Genomic DNA, 22,503 nt, shown 5'->3' with positions numbered 1-22,503 from the left:
CCGTTGTCCGATATCGAATTCCGCGGTATCAGTAAGACCTACCCGGACGGCACCCGCGCCGTCACCGACCTCGATCTGCGCATCGATTCCGGCTCGTTCACCGTGTTCGTCGGCCCGTCCGGCTGCGGTAAGACCACCTCGATGCGGATGATCAACCGAATGATCACGCCCAGCTCCGGCACGATCACCATTGCCGGACAGGACATTTCGAAGGTCGACCCGGTAAAGCTGCGGCTCGGTATCGGTTACGTGATCCAAAGCGGGGGACTGCTGCCGCACCGCACGGTCGTCGACAATGTGGCGACCGTGCCGGTGCTGCGCGGTGATTCGCGCAAGGCGGCCCGTGCGGCGGCGCTGGAAGTGCTCGATCGGGTGGGCCTCGATCGGGGGCTGGCCAATCGGTATCCGGCGCAGCTGTCCGGCGGGCAGCAGCAGCGTGTCGGGGTGGCCAGGGCGCTGGCGGCGGACCCGCCGGTGCTGCTGATGGACGAGCCGTTCAGCGCGGTCGACCCGGTGGTGCGGGCCGAGCTGCAGACCGAAATGCAAAGGCTGCAAGCCGAATTGCAGAAGACCATCGTGTTCGTCACGCACGACATCGACGAGGCGATCACCCTCGGCGATCGGGTCGCGGTGTTCGGTCGCGGTGGCGTGCTGCAGCAGTACGACGCGCCGGATCATGTGCTGTCCCAACCGGCCACCGATTTCGTCGCCGATTTCGTCGGGCGGGATCGCGGGTATCGGGGACTGTCCTTCCGAACGGCGGAAGATGTTCCGCTGCACGAGATTCGGACTGCGGTGGCGGGGGAGATCCCGGCGCTGCGCTTGGATCGCGGCGACTGGGTGCTGATCGTCGACGCGGCCGACAAGCCTGCCGGTTGGATCGACGTGACCGGTGTGGAGGCGGTGCGCAGCGGACGTTCGCTGGCGGACAGCACTTCCGCGGGCGGCTCGTTGTTCACCCCGACCGGCGATCTGCGTCAGGCGCTGGACGCCGCGATCTCCTCGCCCTCCGGAGTCGGTGTCGCCGTGGATGATTCGGGTGCCGTGCGCGGCGGGGTGCTGGCCACCGAGATACTGCAACAGCTCGCCGACCAGCGGGCCGTCGAAGACGCCGAGCGCAACAGGCACTTCTTCGAACAGGAAGTGAGCGGCGGGGGACCGACGTGAGGTACCTGATCGACAACTTCGCCGACATCATGGGGTTCACCAAAACCCATCTGTACCTGGCGCTGGTGCCGCTGGTGCTCGGGTTGGTGATCGCGATTCCGGTGGGCGCGTTGGTTCGTCGCGTCTCCTGGCTGCGCCGGGTGACGGTGACCACGGCGAGTCTGGCGTACACCATTCCGTCGCTGGCGCTGTTCGTGATCATCCCGCCGCTGGCCGGGATTTCGACGATCGACCCGTTGAACGTGATCATCGCGCTGACGCTGTATTCGACCGCGCTGCTGGTGATCGCGGTGCCCGCGGCGCTGGATTCGGTGTCCGCCGAGGTGCTCGACGCGGCCGACGCGGTCGGCTTCAGCTCGCTGCGGCGCACGCTCACCGTCGACATGCCGTTGGCCATCCCGGTTTTCGTGTCCAGCCTGCGGGTGGTGGTGGTGACCAACATCGCGATGGTGTCGGTCGGCGCGCTGATCGGTGTCGGCGGCGTCGGCAAGCTGTTCACCCAGGGCTATCAGCGTGACTATCCGGACGAGATCGTCGCGGGCATCATCGTGATCCTGGCGCTCGCCCTGATCTTCGACCGCCTCGTCTACCTGCTCGGCCGCTGGTCGACGCCGTGGGTGCGGGCCGATGCCAGGTCCGCGAAGGCGAAAGGCGGTGCCGCATGAACCTTTTCATCGACGCCTGGCACTACCTCACCGACGGCGCGAACTGGAACGGGCCCGCGGGCATCGAACACCGTATCGCCGAACACCTTTGGTACAGCTTCCTCACCATCGTCATCTCCGCCGCGGTCGCCGTGCCACTCGGTCTGGTGATCGGCCACACCAAGCGCGGTGCCGCGGTGCTGGTCGGTTTCGCCAACGCCATGCGCGCCCTGCCGACGCTCGGCCTGCTCACCTTCCTGGTGCTCGGCCTCGGTCTCGGTCTGATCCCGCCGCTGCTCGCCCTTGTGACAGTGGGCATTCCACCGTTGTTGGCCGGTGCCTACGCCGGAATCGCCAATGTGCCAGCCGATGTCGTCGACGCCTCGCGCGCCATGGGCATGACCGAGACCCAGATCCTGTTCCGGGTCGAGGTGCCCAACGCAATGCCCATCCTGCTCACCGGTCTGCGCGGGGCCACCTTGCAGGTCGTCGCCACCGCGACCATCGCGGCCTACGTCAACCTCGGCGGACTCGGTCGCTACATCTTCGACGGCATCAGTCTCTATCGATACGACCGCGTGCTCGTCGGCGCGCTGTTGGTCGCCGTCCTGGCCATGGTCATGGACGGTCTGCTCGCTTTGACGGTCTGGGCGAGCGCCCCAGGCACCGGGCGGCTGCGTCGCGCCAACGCCTTGCCGGTGGCCCCTGACCTCAACGTGCGGTCCGCCGACTGAGCTGCCGCACGACCCGCTGAAGCCCGGCCCCGACTGATGTCGGGGCCGGTTTGCTGTGCCCGCGATCACCTTTCTGTTCGAGCGTTGGGTCTTGCGGCCGGATTGTTCCGCGCCGTATATTCCACGTGGAATATTAAGTACGGAGCATGTCGGAGGCCAGGGCTAGCGTTCGCCTCGCGGGTCGATCGCTCCGGCTCGCGCACTGACCACGCGCGGGCGATCCACCAGGAGGTGACGGGAAATGGCGCAGCAGGCGCGTCCGGCGGTGACGCCACTGGCGATCGCTGTGCTCGCGCTGCTCGAGGAGCAGCCCATGCATCCGTACGAGATGTATCAACTGCTGATCGCGCGCCGCGAAGACGCGTTGATCAAGGTGCGCCCCGGCTCGCTGTACCACACGGTGGCGCGGCTGGCCGAGCAGAAATTGGTGCGGGCCGAAGGGGTCGACCGGGAGGGGAACCGTCCCGAGCGCACCACCTACCGGATCACCGAGCACGGCCGCGTGGCGCTACGGAACCGGATCACCGAGATCCTGCGATACCCCACGCCGGAATATCCGGTGTTTCCGGTCGCGCTGGCCGAGTCGCACAACCTGCCCAAGGAGGACGTGGTCGCGCTGCTGCGGGAGCGGATCGGGTATCTGGAAGCCGAACACGGCGAAGTAGCGATGCTGATCAGCTGGGCCGGCGCGCGCAAGGTGCCGCGCCGCTACGTCATCGTTCTCCCGTACCTGCACGCCATGATCGGCGCCGAGATCGCTTGGGTCACCAGCTTTCTCGACGAACTGGAAAGCGGTTCCCTGGAATGGGAAGACTTCGACCCGGCCACCGGCGCGAAAGTCACCCAGCCGCAACACCACCCGTGGGACAGCGGCAAGTATGACGATCCGCCGCCGACGCCGCACACCAGGCGATCGGCGCACCATCACCCTGCCGCCGCCGCATGGCACCCACCCGCCGTTGTTCCCCCGTCCTCGGGGACCTCCGAGATAGGAACTCCGAATCCATGACCACTCAACGCAATCCGTGGCTGGCGCTCACCGCGCTGGTTGTCGGCTTCTTCATGATCCTGCTGGACATGACGATCGTCGCGGTCGCCAACCCGGCCATCATGACCGACCTGCATGCCGACATCTCCAAGGTGATCTGGGTGACCAGCGCCTACCTGCTCGCCTACGCGGTGCCGCTGCTCGTCACCGGCAGGCTCGGTGATCGCTTCGGCCCCAAGAACATCTATCTCATCGGCCTGGCCGTGTTCACCGCGGCGTCGCTGTGGTGCGGTCTGTCCGGCACCATCGGCATGCTGATCGCCGCGCGCGCCGCGCAGGGCATCGGCGCCGCGCTGATGACACCGCAGACCATGGCGGTGATCACCCGCACCTTCCCGCCGGACAAGCGCGGCGCGGCCATGGGCCTGTGGGGTGCGGTGGCCGGTCTCGCCACACTGGTCGGCCCGATCCTCGGCGGCGTGCTGGTCGACGGCCTCAGCTGGAAGTGGATTTTCTTCGTCAACGTGCCGATCGGCATCGTCGCCTTCGCGCTCGCCGTCTGGCTGGTGCCCGCGCTGCCGACCAACCAGCACAAGTTCGACATCCCCGGTGTGCTGCTCAGCGGTATCGGCATGTTCCTGGTCGTCTTCGGCATCCAGGAAGGCAACAGTCAAGACTGGTCGCTGCGGATCTGGCTGGTGATCGGCGCGGGCGTGCTTGTGCTCGCCGCGTTCGCGGTGAACCAGTCCCGGAACAAGGGCGAGCCGCTGCTGCCGCTGAACCTGTTCAAGGACCGCAACTTCGCGCTGTCCAACATCGCCATCGCGGCGATGGGCGCAACGGTCACCGCGTTCATGGTGCCGTCCTACTTCTACCTGCAGGCGGTGCGGGAGATGTCGCCGACCAAGTCGGCGCTGGTGTTCGCGCCGATGGCCATCGTCACGCTCATCTTCGCGCCGTTCGTCGGCAAGTTCTCCCACCGCCTGCACCCGAGGATCCTGCCGACCATCGGCTTCGCACTGTTCGCGGTGTCGGTGTTCTGGTTCTCCGCGCTGATGTCGCCGGACTCGTCCATCGTCTGGTTCCTGGTGGGTGCCGCGCTGGCCGGCTTCGCGAACTCCTGCATCTGGGGCCCGCTCGCGACGACCGCCACGCACAACCTGCCGATCCAGCAGGCGGGCGCGGGCGCCGGTGTCTACAACACCACCCGGCAGGTCGGTTCGGTCCTCGGCAGCGCGGCGATCAGCGCGCTGATCGCCGCCCGCATGTCCGCCAACGGCCTCGGCGGCGGCAAGGTCGCCGAAGGTGGTGCGGGCCAAGGCCCCATCCCGGAATTCGTCAAGGACGCCTTCAGCACCGCCCTCGGCCAATCCACCCTGCTCCCCGCAGGCATCCTCATCATCGGCGTCCTCGCCTCCGCCGCCTTCATCCGCCACGGCAAATCCACCGCCCCCGGCCCGAAGGACAAACTCACCAAGGAAGAGTCGCTGGTCGGCTGATCACCGAAACCCACTGCGCCCCACGGATATTCGTCCGTGGGGCGCAGTGTTTTCAGCTGACCTGGATGGTGACGGCGGGGTAGCCGGTGGCGCCGTCGGGGACTACGTCGGCGCGGTCGGCGGTTTGGACGGCGCCGGTGCCGTCGGTGGTGCGGGCGCGGACGGTGTGGGGGCCGGGGGTGGCGTCCCAGTCGTAGGTCCATTGGCGCCAGGTGTCGATGGATTGGTCGTCGGCCAGGCGGGCGGGTTGCCAGTTGCCGTTGTCGATTTGGACTTCGACGGCTTGGATGCCGCGGTGCTGGGCCCAGGCGACACCGGCAATGGTGTTGCGGCCCTGTTTGATTCGGCTGCGGGCGCGCGGGGTGTCGATGCGGGTGCCGGTTTTGATCGGGCCCATGGCGGACCAGCCGCGGCGGGTCCAGTAGGCGGTGGCGCGGTCGAAGCGGGTGATCTCCAGTTCGGTCACCCATTTGGTGGCGGAGACGTAGCCGTAGAGGCCGGGGACCACAAGTCGAGCGGGATAGCCGTGCACGACGGGGAGTGGTTCGCCGTTCATGCCGACGGCGAGCATGGCGTCGCGGCCGTCGGTGAGGACGGACAGCGGGGTGCCCGCGGTGAAGCCGTCGGTGCTGTGCGAGAGCACCATGTCGGCGTCGGGGTGCGGGCCCGCTTCGGCGAGCAGTTCATCCAATCGGTAGCCGAGCCAGCGGGCATTGCCGATCAGGTCACCGCCGACCGGATTCGACACGCACGCCAGCGTCACCAGCCGCTCCATGGCCGGACGATTCGCCAAATCCGCCCAGGTGAGCCGGATTTCGCGATCCACCATGCCGTGAATACGCAGCGACCAGTCGTCCTTGGACACCTGCGGCACGATCAGCGCGGTGTCGATGCGATAGAAGTCCTCGTTGGCGGTGAGGTAGGGCGTCAGCCCCGGCACCCGGAGATCGGCGCCCGGCGCGATCGGCACCTCGGGCGCGGTCGGCTGCGGCAACTCGACTGCCGCCCGTTCGCCCGACACATCCCGTCGCCGCGTGCCGAGCAGTCGCCCACCGACGCCGGTGACAACGGCCAATCCGCCCACCACCAGCAGCCCCTGCAACACCTGCCGCCGTTCCGGTGCCGCCGCTTCCCGCCCAGCTGTGGCCGGGTCGATGGTGACTCCGGAGATCGGAGCCGCGGGATGTGTCCGGTTCACGGTCAACGGACCGATGCTGCCGGAGGTGGTCGCCGCGCTGGCGGCGGGCGATGGGCTACCAGCCGCGGGTTCCCCTCCAGCGCTCTGGGTTTCGCTCGCCGACCGGACAGTTGTGGCTTCGGTGTCGAGCTGTTCATGGGTAGTCGTCGGCTGTCCGGCCGTGGGATCGGCGGATTCGGATGCTGCGGCGGTGCTCGCTGCTACTGCGGATCCTGTTTCGGTGCCGCGTGTTTCGTTCGAAACCGCGGGCCGACCCGGCGGTGTTGCCGAGTGTTCGGCGCGGGCTGCCGCGACAGCTCGGTCGGATACCTCGACGGCCTCGTCGATTCGCCGGGTCAGTACCCGCAGCGCGTAGATGCCGACGGCGACGCCGACGATGGTCGGCAGCGCACCGGACAGACTGGTCCGCCCGGCCGCGACGATGGTGGCGACCACGCCGAAGATCGCGAGCACCGTCGAACCCGCTGCGCGCGAGGTGCGTTCGATCGCACCCGCGAGTCCAGCGACCACCACGGCGACCACTGCCATGCAGATGTACAGCACGGTCTTGTCGCTGGTGCCGAAGGTGGTGATGGCCCATTCGCGGACACCGTCGGGCGTGTGGTCCACCACGGTCGCGCCGAGGGCGTTGAGGGGCGCGCTGTCGGCGCCGAAGAACGCCGCGAGCAGTTCCGCGACGCCGAGCGCCACAGCTGCCGAGACGATCCCAGCCGTCACCCGCGATCGTAATTCGGCCATGAATTCGAGCGTACTGCGATAAAGCCCCAGGAATATGACCATTCAATGACGGCCTCTGGCCTGGTAGCGCACAAGATCATGGGGAACTGGTGCAGTTGGCCTCTCACACGTTGCCTACACCAGTTCCCCTTGATCTTGTGGGTCGCGTTATCCGGCGAATTCGTCGGCGAGGGTGTTCCAGAACATCAGTTCGTAGCTCTGGAAGAGGCGGGCGTATAGGTGGGCTTCGTCGCGCTTCAGCCGTCCGGAGTCGAGACCGGCCTGGATGGCGCGCAGGGCCTGCTGTTCGATCTCGGGCACATCGGCGGCGAAGAAGTCGAAGAACGCGCAGGCCGCGTCGTCGAAACCGTAGTGCTCGCGCATGCCCGCGGCGACGTCGCGGCAGTAAGCACCGAAGGCGGCGAAGTTCGCATAGATGCCCGCGGCGACCGAGGACGATTCGCCATTCACCGCCAGCCAGGCCACATATGCCGGGTACGCCTGACATCCTGCCCGCGGCAGTTCGGTGCCCGGATCCGCCCCGGCCGCGGCGAACAGCGCCTCCAACATCCCCTGCGCCTGCTGCTCACCCGGCGCGAGCATGCCGAAGAACGCGCGGGCCTGCGAGTCCGCCGCCCGCGCCGCCATCTCATGGAAACTCCGCCAGTCACTCCCGGTGATCCGCCACTCCTCGGTAGCGATCGCGGCGAACACCGCCCGCGCCGCCTTACCCCCGGCGATCAGCGGAACCAGTCGATTGTCCGAGTCGCGCGGCGCCAACTCCGCCTGGATCTCATCGAGCAATTTCCTTGCGCCGTCAGTCATCTCAGCACGCTCCTGGTCCTCGACGGTGTCACCCCATTGAAGCGCGAACGACGACCCCCCGTCCGTGAAACCCGAAAGGCGCCGCCTGCGAGGGAAACTCGCGGGCGACGCCTTCGAACATCGGATTTCGACTCGGCCGGACAACTGATTTCGTGCGTACATGGGTAACTCGCCGGGGACCGGCTGACCCGACCAGCCGACTACCGTCAGCCGCCAACGTCACCATCGTGGCACTTGGTCTGGCCTGAAGTCGCGGAGAGGCGGCGCCTTTGGTGTTTACGTCAGCTGTAGATCTTGGCTACATCATCCGCATGCTGCTTCATGACCACCGCACGCTTCAGCGACAACTTCGGCGTGAGTTCACCGGTTTCCTGCGTCCAGTCGATGGGCAGGATGCGGATCTTCTTGATGCCTTCGGCGTGCGAGACCTTCTTGTTGGTCTCGGCGACCGCGGCCTCGACCTCGGCGACCAGTTCCGGGTTCTCGATCAGCTTCTCGATCGGGGTGTCCTCGGGCACGTTGTGATTCTTCTGCCAGCTGGGCAGCGCCTCCGGGTCCAAGGTGATCAGCGCGGCGACGAACGGCTGGCCGTCGCCGACCACCATCACCTGGCTGATCAGCGGGTTGGCCCGCAGCGAATCCTCGAGCAGCGCGGGGGACACGTTCTTGCCGCCCGCGGTGACGATGAGTTCCTTCTTGCGGCCGGTGATGGTGATGAACCCGTCCGCATCGATGGCGCCGAGGTCGCCGGTCTTGAACCAGCCGTCCTGGAAGGCCTCTTCGCTGGCCGCGGTGTTGCCCCAGTAGCCGTCGAACACGACCGACCCGCGCAGCAGCAGCTCGCCGTCCTCGGCGATCTTGGCGGCGTGGCCCTCGATCGGCTTACCCACCGAACCGACCCGGATGTTCTCGGGCGTATTCACGGTGATGGCCGCGGTGGTCTCGGTGAGCCCGTAGCCCTCGTAGATGGTGACGCCGACACCGCGGAAGAAGTGGCCCAGGCGCGCGCCGAGCGGGCCACCGCCGGAAACCGCGGCGTCGCACTGGCCGCCGAGCGCGGTGCGCAGCTTGCTGTAGACCAGCTTGTCGAACAGCGCGTGCTTGAACTTGAGCACCAGGCCGGGCCCGCCGTTGTCGAGCGACTCGCTCCAGGCGATGGCGGTCTCCGCGGCCGCGTCGAAGATCTTGCCTTTGCCGCCGTCGTGCGCCTTCTGCTTCGCGCTGTTGAACACCTTCTCGAACACGCGCGGCACCGAGAGGATGAAGTGCGGCTTGTAGCTGGCGAACTGGTCGACCAGGGTCGACCAGTCGGAGGTGTGCGCGACGGTCACCTTGGCGTCGAACGCGACCAGCGCGACCGCGCGCGCGAACACGTGCGCCAGCGGCAGGAACATCAGCGTCTTCTTGCCGGGCCGGATGAACTTCTGCAGCGCGATCTGGTCCGACCGGGACTCGGCGTACAGGTTGGCGTGCGTGAGCATGACGCCCTTGGGCCGCCCGGTGGTGCCGGAGGTGTAGATCAGGGTGGCGGGCGAGGCCGCGTTGACCTGCTTGCGCAGGTCGTGCACGACCTGGTCGTCCAGATCCGCGCCGCGGGTGATCAGCTCGTCGACGACACCCTTGTCGATCTGCAGGGTCTCCTTCAGCTCGGTCAGCGCCCCCGGCTCGATCTCATCGATGATCGCGCGGTGCTTGTCGCTGTCCACGAACAGCAGCTTGGTGGCGGAGTCCTGCAGGATCCACTTGGCCTGCTCGGCGGCCGAGCTGTCGTAGATGGCGACGGTGCAGCCGCCGACGGCCCAGATGGCGAAGTCGAGCACGGCCCACTCGTAGCGGGTCGGGGCCATGATGGCGACCCGGTCGCCGAGTGCGATGTTCGAGGCGACCAGTCCCTTGGCGACGCCGCTGACGGTCTTCGCGAACTCCGCGGCCGTCACGTCCCGCCAGCCACCGCTGCCATTCGGCACGTTGAACAGCACCGCGTCGGGCGACTGCTCGGCGTGCCGGAAGACGTTGTCGGAATTGTTCGCGCCTTCCGGAATGGTGTAGGAAGCCGGGACTTCGAACTCTCGCATCAGTGCCCTTCCACGTGGGTTTACTCGCCAGTAATCTACGACACCTGGGTCAGGGCCGTGAGGTCGACCACCAGAAACGGATCCGTGCGTAACACCCGAGGACGGTCCCGCTTCCTGACTATCCTAAGTCTCGGATATCGGCCGACTGAATCGCTTCCCGCAGGAAAGCGGCCAGTTCGCTCAGCGCCGCGGCGGCCGGGGCGACCAGCGCGGCTTGCAGTTGCGCGACGTGCCACAAACCCTTGCTCTCGGTGAACTGGACTCGCACGCCCGCCGCACGCAGCGCGGCAACCAGATCCCCGCATTGCCCGTGCAGCAGTTCGTCGACATCGACCTGAACATAAGTGGGCGGCAGCCCGACCAATTCGCCGGTGAGCGGCGCGTAACCAGGATCACTCGAATCCCCGCCGCCGAGATAGGCGGCGGCGCAGGCGCGCGACCACCGCCGGTTGATCACCAGGTCGCTGTCGCGTTTCGAGATCTCGTTCGGATCGGTCCACGGCGCGATCAGGCCGAGCGCGGCCGGGGTGTGCCCGTGCCGCGCGATCAGCCGTTGCGCGGTGGCCAGCGACAGACCGCCGCCCGCCGAATCGCCGGAGAGGGCGATCTGGTCCGGGCGGTAGCCGGTGTCCACCAGCTCCAGGAACGCCGCCTCGGCGTCGTCGAGCGCCGCCGGGAACGGGTGCTCCGGCGCAAGCCGATAGTCGGGAACGTAGACGGTGGAACCGGTTTCGTGGGCCAGCCGCGCGGCCAGCGACCGGTGGGTGGCCGGTGAGCCGACCGCGTACCCGCCGCCGTGCAGATAGAGCACCGCGCCGGTAGGAGTCGAGGTGGCGGTGATCCGTTCGGTGGGCCTGCCGCCGAGCCGAATCCGATCGATGGTGGTGCCCGACGGCACCAGTTGCGCTGCCGATCCCACTTCGAGCAACAGGCGTTGCATCCGCCACGGCGCCCGCTGGTTCAGCGTGACGCGGAAGATCGGACGCAGCACCGCTCGTGCGACGGGCAACGGAAGATTGATGTCCCGCATGGGTTTCGAACTCGAATCAGGGTAGGAACGGACGGTTCACGACGGCGGCGATGCGCTGGTAACCGGAGGCGGTGACGCGGACGAACACGTCGAGCAGCTTGGCCTCCCAGCCGATCAGCACCCGCCCGTGTCCCTTGCGCACGCCCTCGGTGATGGTCTGCGCGGCCATCTCCGGCGTGTGCATCGCCAGCTTCGCGTCGAACATCGAGGCGGCCTTCTTGCCGTCGATACCCTCGGCCCAGGTGGCGTTGCGCGCGACGGCGGTCTTGATGCCGCCGGGGTGCACGCAGGTGACCTTGACCTTGTGCTTGCCGACCAGCATCTCCTGGCGCAGCGACTCGGTGAACCCGCGCACCGCGAATTTGGCCGCGTTGTAGGCACTTTGGCCGGGCACCGCGATCAGGCCGAACAGGCTGGATACGTTGATCACGTGCCCGGCGCCGGAATCGATGATGTAGGGCAGGAATGCTTTGGTGCCGTTCACCACGCCCCAGAAGTCGACGTCCATGATGCGCTCGATGTCCTTGAACTCGGACTTGATCACGTCACCGTGGTAGGCGATACCGGCGTTGTTGTAGATCTGGTGCACCTTGCCGAAGTGCGCGTTCACCGCGTCGGCGTAGAGCAGCACGGCCTCGCGCTCGGCCACGTTGATCCGATCGGATTTGACCTCGGCGCCGAGCGTTTCGCAGCGGCGCACGGTCTCGGCCAGACCCTCGGTGTCGATATCGGACAGCGCGAGCTTCGCGCCGCGCTTGGCCAGGTTCTCGGCGAGTGCGCGACCGATGCCGGAGCCGGCTCCAGTGATCACACAGACCTTGTTCTCGAAGTAAGCGTCTTTGCTCACTGGGCAGCCCCTACTTTCTCAACTTTGGATGAAGACGTTTCATAGGCGGACAGGTCGAAATTCCGGGTCAGCCTACGGAACTCGAAGGTGAAGTCGGGCCACAGCGTGGTGTTGTTGCCGTGCTTGTCCAGGTACCAGCTGGCACAGCCGCCGTTGATCCAGACGCTCTTGCTCAGCTTCTTCTGCAGGTCGACGTTGAATTCGTCCTGCGCGTCGCGGCGTACCTCGACCGTGCGCAGGCCGAGCCGGTCGATGGTGGCCAGCGCGTCGGCGATGTAGTTGAGCTGCGACTCGATCATGAACACCATCGAGGTGTGGCCGAGGCCGACGTTCGGGCCGAGCAGGAAGAACATGTTGGGGAAGTTCGCGATGGTCGCGCCCTTGTAGCCCTGCTGGCCGATCTCGTCGAAAACCTCACTGAGCGTGCGGCCGTCGCGACCCGAGATGGTGTTGTAGACCGGGGAATCGGTGACGTGGAAGCCGGTCGCCACGATGAGCGCGTCGATCTCGCGCTCGGTGCCGTCCTTGGTGACGATCGAGTTCGCGCGTACCTCGGCGATGCCGTCGGTGACCACGTCCACGTTGTCGCGGCTGAGTGCCGGGTAGTAGTTGTTCGAGATCAGCATGCGCTTGCAGCCGATCCGGAAGTCCGGCGTCACCTTGGCGCGCAGCTCGGGATCGCGGACCTCGTAGCGCAGCTTCGCCTTGGCGAGCAGCTCGAAGGCCTGCATGAGCGCCGGGAACTTGGCCAGGCCGACCACCTGGGTCTCGCGCGCCGCGTAGATGGCGGAGCGGGACAGGCGCTGGAAGCCAGGGACGTACTTGAAGGCGAGTCGCTCGGCCTTGGTGTACGGGCGGTCCATCCGGGGGAGCAGCCACGGCGCGGTGCGCTGGTACACGTCGAGGTGCGCGACCTTGCCCGCGATCTCCGGCACGATCTGGATGGAGGAGGCGCCGGTGCCGATGATGGCGACGCGCTTACCGGTCAGGTCGGCGTCGTGGTTCCAGCGGGCGGAGTGGAAGGTCTCGCCCTGGAAGTCGTTGATGCCCTTGATATCCGGCAGCGCGGGCTCGCAGAGCGCGCCGACCGCGGAGACCACCGTGTCGGCGACGAAGTTGCCCTTGGACGACTCGATCTCCCACTCGGCGCTGTCGTTGTTCCAGCGCACCCGGGTCACGTCGCAGTCGAAGATGTGGTTGTCGCGCGCGTTGTACTTCTTCGCGACGCCCTGGATGTACTGCTGGATCTCGCCCTGCCGGGAGAACGAGCGGGACCAGTCCGGGTTGAGCGCGAAGGAGTAGGAGTACAGGTGCGAGGGGACGTCGCAGGCGGCGCCGGGGTAGGTGTTGTCGCGCCAGGTGCCGCCGACATCGCTACCGCGCTCTAGTACCAGGAAATCGTTGCGTCCCTGCTGGCTGAGCCGAATGGCTAGGCCGAGCCCCGAGAATCCGCCGCCGATGATGATCGTCTTGACACGGCGAACGGGCCGGTCGCTGACAGCTTTGTCTGTAACCTTGCGACTCATATACGCGAGCGTAGATGCTTATTGAGCAGCAGTCAACAGTATTGAATCACGTTCAGTAGGATGTCGGTGTGAGTATCAGTCGTTCCGGTTCGGGAGAGACCAAGCGTGTCCGGCTCAGCCCGGACGAACGCCGCCTGCAACTGATCACCCTCGGGGCCGAGATGCTCGCCGAGCGCGCGCTGCAGGACATCTCCGTCGACGACATCGCCAAGGGGGCAGGCATCTCGCGCGGCCTGCTGTTCCATTACTTCGCCTCGGTCGGCGAATTCCACGAGGCGATCGCCCGCCACGTCAGTGCCGAGTTCCTCACGGCCACCGCCCCCGACCGCAGCCTCGGCCTGTTCGACATGCTCCGCGACTCGGTCGAGCGCTACGTCGACTACGTCGAAGACAACCGCGCCGCCTACCACGCCATCCTGCGCGGACCCTCCAGCTACAACCCCGGCATGGTCACCTACGTCAACGAATCCCGCAGCGCTATCGCCGAACTCGTACTCACCGAACTGCCGATCCCGCCCGACGACCCCGACCTGCCCCGGCTGACCCTCGCCCTTCGCGGGTGGATCGCCTTCGTGGAGGAAACAATCCTCACCTGGATGAGCGAAAAGCCCATTCCGCGTGTACAACTCATCGACTTGCTGGTGGAATCCCTACCCGCACTTGCCCTGAGCCCCGCGCTGGCCGCCGCATTACGCGACTGACGTCTGAGTCGTAGTCGAGGTTGTCCGGGATAACGAAAAGCCCACCCTCATCGTGTCGATGAGGGCGGGCTCTTGCTGACCGGTGAATTGCGCGGTCAGTTGGTTATCAGGGCAGAACCTGCGGGATGATCTGCGGTGCGACCGCGCCCAGGATTGCGCCGATCACCGCGGCGAACACGACGTAGCTGATGCCGCTGGCGATGATGCAGGCGAAGTAGCCGACGATGAAGACCAGGATGGCAGGGATGCACAGGACGGCGGCGACGCCGAGGCCCGTCATGGCGCCGGCCGCGAGGCCGTTGGCCACCGGGTCGTGATTCTGTGCGTCCGGGTTGGTCGCGATGGGCTTCAGTTCACCGGCGGCGACGTTCTTCAGTTCACCGGCGATTTCTGTGGTCACCTGCGGGGTGACGACCAGGGTCTTCCCGTCCGGGGAAATCTGCGGGGCCAGCGCGATCGTGTTGCCCGCGGCCGACTTCATCGACATCGGGAACTCGGTGACCTTCGTACCGGTGGCCGATTCCACCTGCACCGCCGACGAATCCGCGGTCAACGTGAACTTGCCACTGTTCAGCACCGTGGAGACCGACTTCAGGTCCGGAGACGTGGTGGTCTTGTATTCGACGCCCTGATCGTTACCCGACGCCACCAGGCTGTCGGCCCATCGAGCCTGCTGGTCCGAGAGTTCGGTCGCGGACGCGGTGCCCGCGTTCGCGAGGGTTGCCACTACCGCGAAGGGCAGCACGACCGTGAGGATGTTGCGGCCTGCGCGCATGACAGTCTTATGGAACATTTAGGCTTTCTCTCCCGCCCCCGATCGCTATGGAACGCCTTGTCCCCCAGACGAATCGAAGCGTTGATATTGATCGACAGGGATATTCATATCCGACGATCCCCTGAAATCCGGAATAATGTGGCGAGCGCCACATTCGATTCAGCAAAGGCCCCCCATTTCTAGGGGCAACAAGGCATCGGCTAACCGAGAGCAAGGCATAACGGTGGCGCGAAATGATTGCTTCCACCTGGTGGGAACCATCGCGCAGACCGCCGAAGCGAGGGTTTCATATCGAGGCCAGCAGGTCTGTCCGCGTAGTCGCAAGTACTTTCGTGCCACTCGCCGCCCCGACGACCCGAAGTCGCCTTCAACCTTGCTCGGTCGTTGATGTCATCCGAATTGTAAATAATGTTCAGGTCAGCAGAGCCCTCCACCCAGCTCCAGGTCCTACTCGCGCGGCTAGTTGTCGTTGTCGGCACGGAAGTTATGTATAGCTTTCCAAATCTCTTCATGTGGTGCGAAATGCTGACCCGGGTCACCCATGCGTTCGATATTCTGAAGTATCTCGGTCATCGACGCGGCCGGAATAGAATTCTCGGGCTGATAGCTGGATGGGATCTCGAGAATCGCAACGAGCAGGTCGCCGGGGTAGTAGTCGCCTTCTGCGAGCGGGTCTTGCGCGAGCAGTTCGAGCGCGCGAGGCAGTAGCGCTCGAAGTCCCTCGCGCTGCCGGATCAAGACTCTGAGGTCGTCCGGGGTCAGCTCTCGAATCGGCTTGCGCCGTAACTCGTGCACAGTTCTCATGAGTCGTGTCGCATCGGCTGGAGGGTCTGGCCACGACGTCTCCTCGATCTGCTCCAGCGACAGATTGCCGATTTCATCCATGGATGTCATCCCAGCGCGTACTGTCCGTTTTTCTCGCCACGACTTCTCGGTTTCAGACGCAGAATGGGTCTCGCGAAGGGAGTATGACCTCGCGCATCGGAGTTAATTCTGCGGCGGAATATAGACATCGACTTCCGGTGCGCCGTGCGCCGCGAACCATGCTTTCAAGTCCGCGCCACCGAGGATCTGTACTGCTGTGGTCCCTACGTCGATCGGTCCGAGGATCATGCCGACGGCATCTGTCACGATGCAGTCACCGAGTCGCGAATCGGAGAAGTCTGTCCAACCGAATCGGCAGTTACTGAAGTTGGCGCCACGGAGGTCGGAGTCCGGGAAGCTCGCATCCAGCAGGTTGGCTCCGCTGAAGTCGGTTCCCCGAAAATCTGAACTCTCGAATACGGCACCTTGCAGCTGTGACTCGAGCAGCACGGCATCGCTTGCGTTGGAGCCGCGCCCCTGCACCTTTCTCAAGTCGGCACGGGTGAGGTCGGCGTTGCTGATATCTGCGGACATCATCCACGCTTGGTACAGGTCGGCTTCTACGAGCCGCACCCGGCTCAAGTTGGCTTCGTTCAAGGATGCCTCTTGAAGCTCCAGCCCAGAGAGGTCGGCACCGGCCATATTCAATCTGTCCGCAGGAAGCAGTGAGTCCACCGTGAGGGTCGCGGGGGATTCGGCCGAAAGTTTATCAAGGTAACTTTCCAAGGCTTCTCGTGCCACAGGGTCGGTCGGCCAGCGGATTACGGAATCACGTGAGCGCCCATATGTTTTGGTCATCGGCCCCAGACTACCTTTCCTTGCCAATTCGGATTATTCGCTACTACCTGCTCTAGGTGGGCACGGCGAGCAGGTGACATGCCATCAGGGTCGAGTAGAACTTTCTCGCCCGTTGCGATATCTTTGTCGATCATCTTGGTGAAGGCTTCATCGGTCTGCGGGTTGGTGATCGGCTGACCTGCGCTGGGCCGATATCCTGGCTGAGAATCGGGTGAGCTCTTCACATCCCATCGCTCATTGTTGGCATCAACGAATTCGCCCCGATCCTCGCCATTCGGACCGAGCTGAGCCCTGGTGATCGGTCCGGGAATCAAGCCGTCGTGTTCGGCCTGCAGACCTACCTCGGCCTCTCGTTTCGACTGCGGGTTCGACGCGCTGCTCTTAGCCGGGTCCTTTGCCAACTCTTCGATTCGACGCTGGTATTCGCTGGTACCAGGAGTATTGGCGGAATTCGCCGGCCCAGTTGCGTTGTCATCATCGATCAGCACCCGCATCGCGATGATGGTGGCGAGGGAGGTGAGGGTGGTGCCTAGGTCGGGGACCTTGTCGAAGGATTTGATTGCGACGAAGGCTCCGGCTGCGGCGGCGCTGAGGCCGACTACCTTGAGGAGGTTGCTGCCCTGGTAGACGGTGCGGATTGTGTTGATGGTGTTGGTGACTATGACGCCGACGCCGCCTGCTCCGGCGGCCGCGCTGCCGCCGAAGGTGAAGAATGCGGCTGCTGCGGCGGCGACCACGGTGAGGCCGATTGCCCACTCGGCCTGGGTGATCGAGGATTCGATGTTGCCACGCACGTCCACGGTGCCGGAGTGGTAATCCGCGACCGGGCCAGCAAGGTTCTGGGATGCGGCTGCGACCTGAGTTGCACCGCCGCGCAGGGTTTCGAGGTGGCCGAGTATCGGTGGCAGGTTCGTTTTGTCATCGATGTTGTCGAATAAGCCGATGATGGTGGTGATTTGGGCTGCCGCGCCGGTGACAGCTTGGTGGTTGGCGAAGGTTGTCCAAGTGGACGATGCTTTCGCAAGCTTTGCGATATCGCCGTTGGGTAGCTTGCCGAACTGCTCCAGGATTTTGGCGATCAGGGCGTCGAAGAGTTCCTGCACACCGCCGTGGTGTTCGATGCCGATTCCGTTGTCGCGCACCGAGGTCGGGATGGTGACTTGGTACTTCGATACCTCGCGGACATCGGGCCGATCAGGTGGTGGATTGCTCTTGTTGCTGATGCCGTAGTTGTATCCGGTCGCGTACAGCACATAACCGAAGTTGGTGAGGGCGTCCGCGAGGTCGGTGCACGACTGCATTGTGTCGCGTGCGGCGGTGTCGTATTTCGCGCCCCACTCTTTACATCCGGGAGCGTCACCGGCCATGCCCGCGCATTCACCTTTGACGGCGTCGTGCACCGGCTTGTCGGCGCGGCGGAGGTCGGCGGCTAGGTCGTGGCACTTCTTGGCGGCGTCGTAGTAAGTCTGCCAGTCGATGCGCACGGCTCAACCCCCTTGCAGCATCTTGCTGTTGAGTTCGATCGCGCGGGTGTAGCGTCCGTGCGCCTGCTTCGCCGCATCGCTCATCTCGCGCACACCCTCGACGAATTCCCGTGCGCCGGTCGCCCATTGGCGGTGCGCATCGGCATACGCCTGCGCGGCAACACTTTCCCAGCCGGTGCCGTGTAATGCGGCGACCCGGTCGTCGATTTCGTCGAGGCGCTCGGCGACGAATCCGGCGAGCCCGGAAAGCCGGGCCACGATCTGGTCGAGGTGTTCGAGGTCGACCGAGAATTCTGAGCTCATGGCAGGTCCAGGGTGGAGGTGCGCAGGGCGGCGGCGTTGTTCGAATCGCGGGCTTGATACGTATCGGCGGTGACGCCGAGTTTCTCCGCCATGCTCGTTAATGCCGACATGATCTGGACGCCGCCATCGCGGACATCGGTCCAGCCGTTGGCGAATTCGGTCGCCGAGTCGCCGGTCCAGCTTCCATTGGTCAGCCCGTCCACGTCTTTCGCGGCGGAATCCAACGCCGAACGCAGCGCCTCGGCCAACTCGTAGACGTATTTGCCGACGTCACGGACCTGCTCGGGAACGACCGAAACCTGCTGGCCGGGTGTTGCTGGCGTACCCCCGTCGCTCATGGTGGCGAAGTTTACTGACCCCGCTCACCAGTGTCGACCGTGGAAAACGCCGAACGCCGGGTCGAACCCGCTCAGACAAGAGCGGAATCGACCCGGCGTTGGGGTTCGGTCTAGCGACTAGCTGGTCGGCTCGAACGCTTCGGCGACGATTTCCGCCTGCTCTACCGCGTGCACCTTGCTGGAACCCGAGGACGGGGCCGACATGGCGCGGCGGGAGATGCGGCGGAGTTTGCCGAGGCGCTCGGGGAGGACCTCGGGGAGGTTGAGGCCGAAGAAGGGCCAGGCGCCCTGGTTGGCCGGTTCCTCCTGGACCCACGCGATGTCGGTCGCGTTGGGGTAGCGGTCGAGCGACTCGTTCAGGCGGTAGGTGGGCAGCGGGTAGAGCTGCTCGATCCGCACGATCGCGACGTCTTCGCGCTTCTGCTTGGCCTTTTCGGCGGCCAGCTCGTAGTAGAGCTTGCCGCTGGTCATCAGGACCCGCTTGACCTTGCTGCGGTCGCCGATGCCCTGCTCGTAGGAGGGCTCGTCGAACACCGAGCGGAACTTGCTCTCGGTGAAGTCCTTCAGATCCGACACGACGGCCTTGTTGCGCAGCATCGACTTCGGGGTGAAGACGATCATCGGGCGGCGGATGCCGTCCAGCGCGTGGCGGCGCAGCAGGTGGAAGTAGTTCGCCGGGGTGGACGGCACGGCGACCGTCATCGAGCCCTCGGCACACAGCTGCAGGAACCGCTCGATGCGCCCGGACGTGTGGTCCGGACCCTGACCCTCGTGGCCGTGCGGCAGCAGCAGCACGACGTCGGAGAGCTGGCCCCACTTGGCCTCACCGGACGAGATGAACTCGTCGATGATGGACTGCGCGCCGTTGACGAAGTCGCCGAACTGCGCCTCCCACAGCACGAGTGCGTTCGGGTTGCCCAGCGAGTAGCCGTATTCGAAGCCGACGGCGGCGTATTCGCTCAGCGCCGAATCGTGCACCGCGAACCAACCGGGGTTGGTGCTGCCGATGTTGTGCAGCGGGGTGTACTCCTCGGCCGTCTTGCGGTCGATGATCACCGAGTGCCGCTGGGTGAACGTGCCGCGGCGCGAGTCCTGACCGGTCAGCCGCACCGCGCGACCCTCGTCGATCAGCGTGCCGAAGGCCATCAGCTCGGCGAAGGCCCAGTCGACCTTGCCCTCGTAGGCCATCTCGCGGCGCTTCTCCAGCACCGGCTTGACCCGCGGGTGCACGTTGAAGCCGTCGGGCACGTGCAGGAAGGCGTCGCCGATCCGTTGCAGCACAGCCTTGTCCACGGCCGTCTGCACGGTGGTCGGCACCTTCTGGTCGTCCTCGACGGACTCGCTCGGCTCCGGCGTGTACTTCTCCAGCTCGCGGACCTCGTTGAAGACCCGCTCCAGCTGACCCTGGTAGTCGCGCAGCGCGTCCTCGGCCTCTTTCAGCGAGATGTCGCCACGGCCGATCAGGCTCTCGGTGTACGCCTTACGCACCGAGCGCTTGGTGTCGATCACGTCGTACATCGACGGCTGGGTCATCGACGGGTCGTCGCCCTCGTTGTGGCCACGGCGCCGGTAGCAGACCATGTCGATCACGACGTCCTTGCGGAACTTCTGCCGGAAGTCGACCGCGAGGCGGGCCACCCAGTCGCAGGCTTCCGGGTCGTCGCCGTTCACGTGGAAGATCGGCGCACCGATGAACTTCGCGATGTCCGTGGAGTATTCGGTGGAGCGGCTGTTCTCCGGCGAGGTGGTGAAGCCGATCTGGTTGTTCACCACGATGTGGATGGTGCCGCCGACGCGGTAGCCGCGCAGACCCGACATGTTCAGCGTCTCCGCGACCACACCCTGACCCGCGAACGCGGCGTCACCGTGCAGCATGAGCGGCATGACGGAGTAGCCCTCCGGGCCGTCGCCCTTGTCCAGCAGGTCCTGCTTGGCGCGGACCAGGCCCTCGAGGACCGGGTCGACGGCCTCCAGGTGCGAGGGGTTGGCGGTGAGCGAGACCTCGATCTCGTTGTCGCCGAACATCTGCAGGTAGGTGCCGTGCGCACCGAGGTGGTACTTCACGTCGCCGGAGCCGTGCGCGCCGGCCGGGTTCATGTTGCCCTCGAACTCGGTGAAGATCTTCGAGTACGGCTTGCCGACGATGTTGGCGAGCACGTTCAGGCGACCGCGGTGCGGCATGCCGATGATGACCTCGTCGAGCGAGTGCTCGGCGCACTGGTCGATGGTCGCGTCCATCATCGGGATGACGGCCTCGGCGCCTTCCAGCGAGAAGCGCTTCTGCCCGACGTACTTGGTCTGCAGGAAGGTCTCGAAGGCCTCCGCCGCGTTCAGCCGGTTCAGGATGTACTTCTGCTGTGCGACAGTCGGTTTGACGTGCTTCTGCTCGACCCGTTCCTGGATCCACTGCAGCTGCTCGGTTTCCAGGATGTGGGTGTACTCCACACCGACGTGCCGGCAGTAGGCGTCGCGCAGGACCGAGAGGACCTCGCGCAGCTTCATCTGCTCCTGGCCGTGGAAGCCGCCGACGTTGAACGTGCGGTCCAGGTCCCACAGCGTCAGGCCGTGCTGGGTGACGTCGAGGTCGGGGTGGCTGCGGAACTTGTCCTTGACCAGCCGCAGCGGATCGGTGTCCGCCATCAGGTGGCCGCGGTTGCGGTAGGCCGCGATCATCTCGAGCACGCGGGTGCTCTTGTCGACGCCGCGTTCGCGAATGTCCTTGCGCCAGCGCACCGGCTCGTACGGCACGCCCAAGCCGTGGAAGATCTCGTCGTAGAACTCGTCGGAGATCAGCAGCTGGTGGATGGTGCGCAGGAAGTCACCGGACTCCGCACCCTGGATGATGCGGTGGTCGTAGGTGGAGGTGAGGGTGATCAGCTTGCCGACGCCGATATCGGCGATCCGCTCGTCGCTCATGCCCTGGAACTCGGCGGGGAACTCCATCGCGCCGGCGCCGACGATTGCGCCCTGGCCCGGCATCAGGCGGGGCACCGAGTGCACGGTGCCGATGGTGCCCGGGTTGGTCAGCGAGATGGTGACGCCGGCGAAGTCGTCGGCGGTCAGCTTGCCGTCGCGGGCCCGCCGAACAACATCCTCGTAGGCGGTGTGGAACTGGCCGAAGGTCATCGCCTCGGTGCCCTTGATGGCCGCGACAACCAGCGAACGGCTGCCGTCCTTGCCGGGCAGGTCGATGGCGAGGCCGAGGTTGGTGTGCGCCGGGCTGATCGCGTTCGGCTTGCCGTCGATCTCGGCGAAGTGCCGGTTCATGTTCGGGAAGGAGTTGATGCCCTTCACGATCGCGAAACCGAGCAGGTGGGTGAACGAGATCTTGCCACCGCGGGTGCGAGCCAGGTGGTTGTTGATGACCAGCCGGTTGTCGATCATCAGCTTCGCCGGGATGGCGCGAACGCTGGTCGCGGTCGGGATGGTCAGCGACAGGGCCATGTTCTTGGCGACCGCGGCAGCGGCGCCACGCAGCACCTTGGCCTCGTCGGCCACGGTCTCCGTCTTCGGTGCACCGGAGGTGGGGGCCGCGTTGGAGGTGGGTGCCGGAGTGGTTTGCGGTGTGCGCGCGGTGGCCTTGGCCGGTGCCTGCGCGGGGGCCGCGGCTTTGGCCGGTGCGGGCGCGGCGGCCTTGGGGGCCGAGTTCGCCTTGGGGGCCGAGTTCACCGACGCGGGTGCCGGAGCCGGGGTAGGCGCCTGCGCGGGAGCGGCCGCGGCCGGGGCGGCCGAGCTGTTACCGGAATCACCCGTGGCTTCGGGCGTGTAATCGGCGAGGAACTCGTGCCAACTCTCATCGACCGAAGATGGATCTTGCTTGAACTTCTGATACATCTCATCGACTAGCCACTGGTTCTGTCCGAACTGGGAAGTTGAGCTGCTCACAGCAGGTGTTCGCCTCATTTCGTTCTTCGCGCTGCGACGTTTGTGACGTGCCCGGCATTTCCGTAGCGACTGCTTGCAGGTCGCTCGAAAGGGCCCGCATCAGCG

General features: G+C 65.6%; 19 protein-coding genes. 6 read left to right on the top strand and 13 right to left on the bottom strand.

From position 1 onward, the window contains the following. The first annotated feature begins 3 nt into the window (after positions 1 to 3). The 5 genes from ACQPW1_RS42010 (at position 4) to ACQPW1_RS41990 (ending at position 5,032) form a co-directional block, all read left to right on the top strand. Positions 4 to 1,167 carry an ABC transporter ATP-binding protein gene (locus tag ACQPW1_RS42010; RefSeq protein WP_433658788.1) on the top strand — a complete coding sequence of 388 codons (1,164 nt, stop codon included), beginning with the start codon at positions 4 to 6 and terminating at the stop codon, positions 1,165 to 1,167. Then, positions 1,164 to 1,832: an ABC transporter permease gene (locus tag ACQPW1_RS42005; RefSeq protein WP_433658786.1), complete on the top strand. Its 669-nt coding sequence runs from the start codon at positions 1,164 to 1,166 to the stop codon at positions 1,830 to 1,832. The genes ACQPW1_RS42010 and ACQPW1_RS42005 overlap by 4 nt, the downstream gene beginning before the upstream one ends. Beyond that, positions 1,829 to 2,545: an ABC transporter permease gene (locus ACQPW1_RS42000; protein ID WP_433658784.1), complete on the top strand. Its 717-nt coding sequence runs from the start codon at positions 1,829 to 1,831 to the stop codon at positions 2,543 to 2,545. Before ACQPW1_RS42005 ends, ACQPW1_RS42000 begins: the two co-directional genes overlap by 4 nt. A gap of 241 nt (positions 2,546 to 2,786) precedes the next feature. Beyond that, complete coding sequence (locus ACQPW1_RS41995) at positions 2,787 to 3,554, top strand: PadR family transcriptional regulator (RefSeq protein WP_433658782.1); 768 nt, start codon at positions 2,787 to 2,789, stop codon at positions 3,552 to 3,554. Continuing rightward, entirely contained in the window at positions 3,551 to 5,032 is a 1,482-nt protein-coding gene (locus tag ACQPW1_RS41990; protein WP_433658780.1) for an MFS transporter, read from the top strand. The genes ACQPW1_RS41995 and ACQPW1_RS41990 overlap by 4 nt, the downstream gene beginning before the upstream one ends. A 52-nt stretch (positions 5,033 to 5,084) precedes the next feature. Here the strand turns inward: ACQPW1_RS41990 and ACQPW1_RS41985 are convergent, their stop codons facing one another. From ACQPW1_RS41985 to ACQPW1_RS41960, 6 genes are all read right to left on the bottom strand, one after another. Continuing rightward, positions 5,085 to 6,968: a molybdopterin-dependent oxidoreductase gene (locus ACQPW1_RS41985; RefSeq protein WP_433658778.1), complete on the bottom strand. Its 1,884-nt coding sequence runs from the start codon at positions 6,966 to 6,968 to the stop codon at positions 5,085 to 5,087. Positions 6,969 to 7,115: 147 nt separating this feature from the next. After that, positions 7,116 to 7,772 carry a hypothetical protein gene (locus ACQPW1_RS41980; RefSeq protein WP_433658776.1) on the bottom strand — a complete coding sequence of 219 codons (657 nt, stop codon included), beginning with the start codon at positions 7,770 to 7,772 and terminating at the stop codon, positions 7,116 to 7,118. Positions 7,773 to 8,053: 281 nt separating this feature from the next. Further along, the gene (locus ACQPW1_RS41975; protein ID WP_433658774.1) at positions 8,054 to 9,847 is read right to left on the bottom strand and encodes an AMP-dependent synthetase/ligase; all 1,794 of its coding nucleotides are present in this window, start codon (positions 9,845 to 9,847) and stop codon (positions 8,054 to 8,056) included. A gap of 118 nt (positions 9,848 to 9,965) precedes the next feature. Next, complete coding sequence (locus ACQPW1_RS41970; protein ID WP_433658772.1) at positions 9,966 to 10,877, bottom strand: alpha/beta hydrolase; 912 nt, start codon at positions 10,875 to 10,877, stop codon at positions 9,966 to 9,968. Positions 10,878 to 10,893: 16 nt separating this feature from the next. Continuing rightward, a complete protein-coding gene (locus ACQPW1_RS41965; protein ID WP_433658770.1) occupies positions 10,894 to 11,724 on the bottom strand; it encodes an SDR family NAD(P)-dependent oxidoreductase in 831 nt (276 codons plus the stop codon). Further along, a complete protein-coding gene (locus tag ACQPW1_RS41960) occupies positions 11,721 to 13,250 on the bottom strand; it encodes a flavin-containing monooxygenase (protein WP_433658768.1) in 1,530 nt (509 codons plus the stop codon). Before ACQPW1_RS41960 ends, ACQPW1_RS41965 begins: the two co-directional genes overlap by 4 nt. Before the next feature lie 74 nt (positions 13,251 to 13,324). Between ACQPW1_RS41960 and ACQPW1_RS41955 the strand changes: the two genes are divergently transcribed. After that, positions 13,325 to 13,951 (top strand): TetR/AcrR family transcriptional regulator, encoded by a 627-nt coding sequence (locus ACQPW1_RS41955; protein WP_433665489.1) that lies wholly within the window; start codon positions 13,325 to 13,327, stop codon positions 13,949 to 13,951. 106 nt (positions 13,952 to 14,057) lie between these two features. Here ACQPW1_RS41955 and ACQPW1_RS41950 read toward each other — a convergent pair whose 3' ends face one another. From ACQPW1_RS41950 to ACQPW1_RS41920, 7 genes are all read right to left on the bottom strand, one after another. Beyond that, positions 14,058 to 14,744, bottom strand: coding sequence for a hypothetical protein (locus ACQPW1_RS41950; protein ID WP_433658766.1), 687 nt, complete (start codon positions 14,742 to 14,744; stop codon positions 14,058 to 14,060). Between the two features lie 441 nt (positions 14,745 to 15,185). Then, positions 15,186 to 15,611 (bottom strand): contact-dependent growth inhibition system immunity protein, encoded by a 426-nt coding sequence (locus ACQPW1_RS41945; RefSeq protein ID WP_433658764.1) that lies wholly within the window; start codon positions 15,609 to 15,611, stop codon positions 15,186 to 15,188. A gap of 102 nt (positions 15,612 to 15,713) precedes the next feature. Next, positions 15,714 to 16,388 (bottom strand): pentapeptide repeat-containing protein, encoded by a 675-nt coding sequence (locus ACQPW1_RS41940; protein WP_433658762.1) that lies wholly within the window; start codon positions 16,386 to 16,388, stop codon positions 15,714 to 15,716. After that, positions 16,385 to 17,872 carry a hypothetical protein gene (locus ACQPW1_RS41935; protein WP_433658760.1) on the bottom strand — a complete coding sequence of 496 codons (1,488 nt, stop codon included), beginning with the start codon at positions 17,870 to 17,872 and terminating at the stop codon, positions 16,385 to 16,387. Before ACQPW1_RS41935 ends, ACQPW1_RS41940 begins: the two co-directional genes overlap by 4 nt. Positions 17,873 to 17,875: 3 nt before the next feature. Next, the gene (locus ACQPW1_RS41930) at positions 17,876 to 18,175 is read right to left on the bottom strand and encodes a WXG100 family type VII secretion target (RefSeq protein WP_433658759.1); all 300 of its coding nucleotides are present in this window, start codon (positions 18,173 to 18,175) and stop codon (positions 17,876 to 17,878) included. Beyond that, positions 18,172 to 18,513: a WXG100 family type VII secretion target gene (locus tag ACQPW1_RS41925; RefSeq protein WP_433658757.1), complete on the bottom strand. Its 342-nt coding sequence runs from the start codon at positions 18,511 to 18,513 to the stop codon at positions 18,172 to 18,174. The genes ACQPW1_RS41930 and ACQPW1_RS41925 overlap by 4 nt, the downstream gene beginning before the upstream one ends. Positions 18,514 to 18,630: 117 nt before the next feature. Continuing rightward, positions 18,631 to 22,416: a multifunctional oxoglutarate decarboxylase/oxoglutarate dehydrogenase thiamine pyrophosphate-binding subunit/dihydrolipoyllysine-residue succinyltransferase subunit gene (locus tag ACQPW1_RS41920; RefSeq protein WP_433658755.1), complete on the bottom strand. Its 3,786-nt coding sequence runs from the start codon at positions 22,414 to 22,416 to the stop codon at positions 18,631 to 18,633. Positions 22,417 to 22,503: the final 87 nt, after the last annotated feature.

The organism is Nocardia sp. CA-128927, from assembly GCF_050955855.1.
Classification (GTDB): Bacteria; Actinomycetota; Actinomycetes; order Mycobacteriales; family Mycobacteriaceae; genus Nocardia.
Note: the sequence above shows the minus strand (reverse complement) of the source record. Positions and strands in the feature narration are given on the sequence as shown.

Coding starts and splice junctions, on each gene's coding strand:
- ACQPW1_RS41945 (WP_433658764.1), bottom strand. CDS start 15,611: ATGGATGAAATCGGCAATCTGTCGCTGGAGCAGATCGAGGAGACGTCG.
- ACQPW1_RS41970 (WP_433658772.1), bottom strand. CDS start 10,877: ATGCGGGACATCAATCTTCCGTTGCCCGTCGCACGAGCGGTGCTGCGT.
- ACQPW1_RS41925 (WP_433658757.1), bottom strand. CDS start 18,513: ATGAGCGACGGGGGTACGCCAGCAACACCCGGCCAGCAGGTTTCGGTC.
- ACQPW1_RS42000 (WP_433658784.1), top strand. CDS start 1,829: ATGAACCTTTTCATCGACGCCTGGCACTACCTCACCGACGGCGCGAAC.
- ACQPW1_RS41985 (WP_433658778.1), bottom strand. CDS start 6,968: ATGGCCGAATTACGATCGCGGGTGACGGCTGGGATCGTCTCGGCAGCT.
- ACQPW1_RS41980 (WP_433658776.1), bottom strand. CDS start 7,772: ATGACTGACGGCGCAAGGAAATTGCTCGATGAGATCCAGGCGGAGTTG.
- ACQPW1_RS41960 (WP_433658768.1), bottom strand. CDS start 13,250: ATGAGTCGCAAGGTTACAGACAAAGCTGTCAGCGACCGGCCCGTTCGC.
- ACQPW1_RS41920 (WP_433658755.1), bottom strand. CDS start 22,416: ATGAGGCGAACACCTGCTGTGAGCAGCTCAACTTCCCAGTTCGGACAG.
- ACQPW1_RS41995 (WP_433658782.1), top strand. CDS start 2,787: ATGGCGCAGCAGGCGCGTCCGGCGGTGACGCCACTGGCGATCGCTGTG.
- ACQPW1_RS41990 (WP_433658780.1), top strand. CDS start 3,551: ATGACCACTCAACGCAATCCGTGGCTGGCGCTCACCGCGCTGGTTGTC.
- ACQPW1_RS41950 (WP_433658766.1), bottom strand. CDS start 14,744: ATGTTCCATAAGACTGTCATGCGCGCAGGCCGCAACATCCTCACGGTC.
- ACQPW1_RS41930 (WP_433658759.1), bottom strand. CDS start 18,175: ATGAGCTCAGAATTCTCGGTCGACCTCGAACACCTCGACCAGATCGTG.
- ACQPW1_RS41940 (WP_433658762.1), bottom strand. CDS start 16,388: ATGACCAAAACATATGGGCGCTCACGTGATTCCGTAATCCGCTGGCCG.
- ACQPW1_RS41975 (WP_433658774.1), bottom strand. CDS start 9,847: ATGCGAGAGTTCGAAGTCCCGGCTTCCTACACCATTCCGGAAGGCGCG.